At 71.2% G+C, this 2,519-nt stretch carries 2 protein-coding genes; both read right to left on the bottom strand.

Annotated elements, in window-relative coordinates; all coding sequences use genetic code 11:
* Window positions 1-182: 182 nt before the first annotated feature.
* Window positions 183-1,223, bottom strand: a complete 1,041-nt coding sequence (locus tag ABZ646_RS44790) for an MBL fold metallo-hydrolase (RefSeq protein WP_360533027.1) — start codon at window positions 1,221-1,223, stop codon at window positions 183-185.
* A 93-nt stretch (window positions 1,224-1,316) separates the two neighbouring features.
* A complete protein-coding gene (locus ABZ646_RS44785; protein WP_360533024.1) occupies window positions 1,317-2,405 on the bottom strand; it encodes a fatty acid--CoA ligase family protein in 1,089 nt (362 codons plus the stop codon).
* Between the last annotated feature and the right edge of the window lie 114 nt (window positions 2,406-2,519).

The following is a 2,519-nucleotide window of genomic DNA, read 5'->3' as shown; positions in this document are numbered from 1 at the left end:
GTTCCTGGCCTCCCAGGACGCGACCTTCATCACGGGATCCGAGCTGTACGTGGACGGCGGCTGGACGGCCCGCTGACGAGGTCGCCTGCAAGGTCCCCCCACATGGTTTGCTGACATGGTCCGCGGACAAGGAAGGAGGGGCGCGGCGATGGCCGAGCCCCTCCACCTGTGCACGTGCCCTGTCAGCGCGCACGCGTGTACTGGTTCACCCCGCCCACGAACGCCACCGTGGCGCGTCCGCGCAGCACCAGGACGTCCAGGTGGGCCGCCGTCTCGTTCACGGCGAGCATCTGGTTGAAGGCGTTGAGGTCGCCGAACGGCACCTCGCGGCGCGTCCAGCCCAGCTTGCGCGCCACCGCGTGCGCGTCGAGGGTGTCCTCGCCCAGCGCCGTCAGGCTCTTGGCCAGCCGGTCGTCGTGGTGGGTGAGCAGTTCGGCGACGCGGGTGTGGACGCTGTCGGTGACCGGCCCGTGCGCGGGCAGCAGACGGGTGTCGCCGTACCGCGTCATCAGCCGCAGCGAGTCCAGGTAGTCGGCGAGGGGGCGCCCGCCGGCTTCGGTCAGCTCGAAGCCGATGGACGGGGTGATGTGCGGAAGGACGTGGTCACCGGCGAACAGCAGTCCGCGCTGTTCGTCCAGGTAGACCACATGTCCCTTGGTGTGCCCGGGAGTCGGTACGACGCGCAGCTCGTGCTCGCCGAAGCGGAGCGTTTCCGCGCCGAGCCACTGGTCGGGGGCCTCCCACACGCTCGGATCGTAGCCGCCGTGGTCCATCGCCGCGATCTGGTCGGCGAGTTCGGCCGCTCCTCCCCTGCGCAGCGTCTCCAGCGAGCCGGCCGGTTCGTCGCTGCGCAGCCGGTCGAGCATCTCCAGGCCCGGCCGCTCCCCCGCGCCCAGGTAGACCCGCGAGCCCAGCAACCGGCGCAGCTCCACGGCGTTGGTGTAGTGGTCACGGTGGATGTGGGTGACCATGATGTGGCTGATGTCGCCGAGGTCGCGCCCGATGGCGGCCAGCGCCTCCTCGAGTGCCTTGCGCGCCTCGGGGATCGCCCAGCCCCCGTCGATCATGACGAGGCCGTTGTCCTCCGTGAAATTCTCCAGCAGATAGACGTTGACGGCGTGCAGGCCGTCGTTGGGCAGTGGCAGCGGAACGCGGTGCACTCCGGGCTGGACGGTCTGAACTCCGGCTGCGGCCCATGGGCCCTGGTCGAACCGCGCTGTCATGATTCTCCAATGCTTCTGGGGACCGGACCCGGCGGGGTGCGCGGGGTGCGACCCTTCCGGGTCCGTCCTCTGATCAAGCCGGATCGCCTCTGATCAGGCCAAGTCGGGTGTGCCCGTCCGTAGCCGGTGGGCGAGGTCGCGGGCCCCGCTCCGGTCGAGTTTGCCGACCTTGGTCTGGGGCAGTTCCTCGACGTCGTACACGAACTCCGGCCACTTGGCCTTGGACAGTCCGACGCTCTCCAGGTGTCCGGTCACCTCGGCCAGGTCGATGCCGTGTCCGTCCTCGGTGACGACCAGCAGCGCGACGCGCTCGCCGAGCACCTCGTCCGGGACCGCGGCGACACAGGCCCTGGCCACCCGCGGGTACCCGGCGACCGCCCGCTCGATCTCGGTGATGTCGATGTTGCGGCCGCCGCGGATGATGATGTCCTTCTCGCGGCCCATGATGCTGACGGTGCCGTCCTCGTGGGTCAGCAGCAGGTCACCGGTCGTGAAGAAGCCGTCCTGGGTCAGCACCGGCCGGTCCACCCGGCCGTCGCGGGCGTAGCCGACGAACAGAGAGGGGCCCCGGACCTGTGCCCGGCCGGTGATGCCTGGTCCGGTTTCGGCACCGTCGGGGGTCAGGGCGCGCAGGTGCGTGCCCGGGAACGGGCGGCCGTCCCTGCCCAGCCTGATCTCCTCGGGGTCGTCGGGGCGGGGCGAGGTGTGGCCGAGGCACTCCGACATGCCGAAGACGCGCAGGATCTTCGTGCCCAGTGACCGTTCGGCACGCGCCAGGGCGCCACGGTCCATGGGACCGCCGCCCACGGTGATGGCGCGGACGCCCGAGAGCGCACCGGATCCGGCCGCCTCGGCCCCCATCTGCAGCGCCATCGTCGGTACGCACATGGTCCAGCGGACCTCGGTCTCGGCCATCCGCCGCAGCGCGACGGCCCGGTCCCACTTCGACGTCAGGACGAGCGGGCCGCCCAGCAGAAGGGAGAGGTACACGCCGAAGCAGTAGGCGGCCGTCGACGACAGCGGCACGATCGCGGCCACCGCGTCGCCGGGGGCCAGGCCGTTGATGTCGATCGTGCTGGCGCAGGCGTAGCGCAGGGCCTCTTCGGACTGCACCACGCCCTTGGGCCGCCCGGTCGAGCCGGAGGTCAGCCCGATGAGGGCACCTCCCGACCACCGTGACACCTCACGGGGACCGGGCGTGGCACGGCACCCACAACATCAACCCCGACTTCGCCGCCGTCGCCCAGGCCTGCGGCGCCTACGGGGTGCGGGTGGAGAAGCCCAGGCAGCTCGCGG

Origin of the sequence: Streptomyces sp. NPDC007162, assembly GCF_040634175.1 — a bacterium.
Classification (GTDB): domain Bacteria; phylum Actinomycetota; class Actinomycetes; order Streptomycetales; family Streptomycetaceae; genus Streptomyces.
The sequence above is the reverse complement of the archived record's forward strand: the minus strand, read 5'-3'. Positions and strand labels throughout refer to the sequence as shown.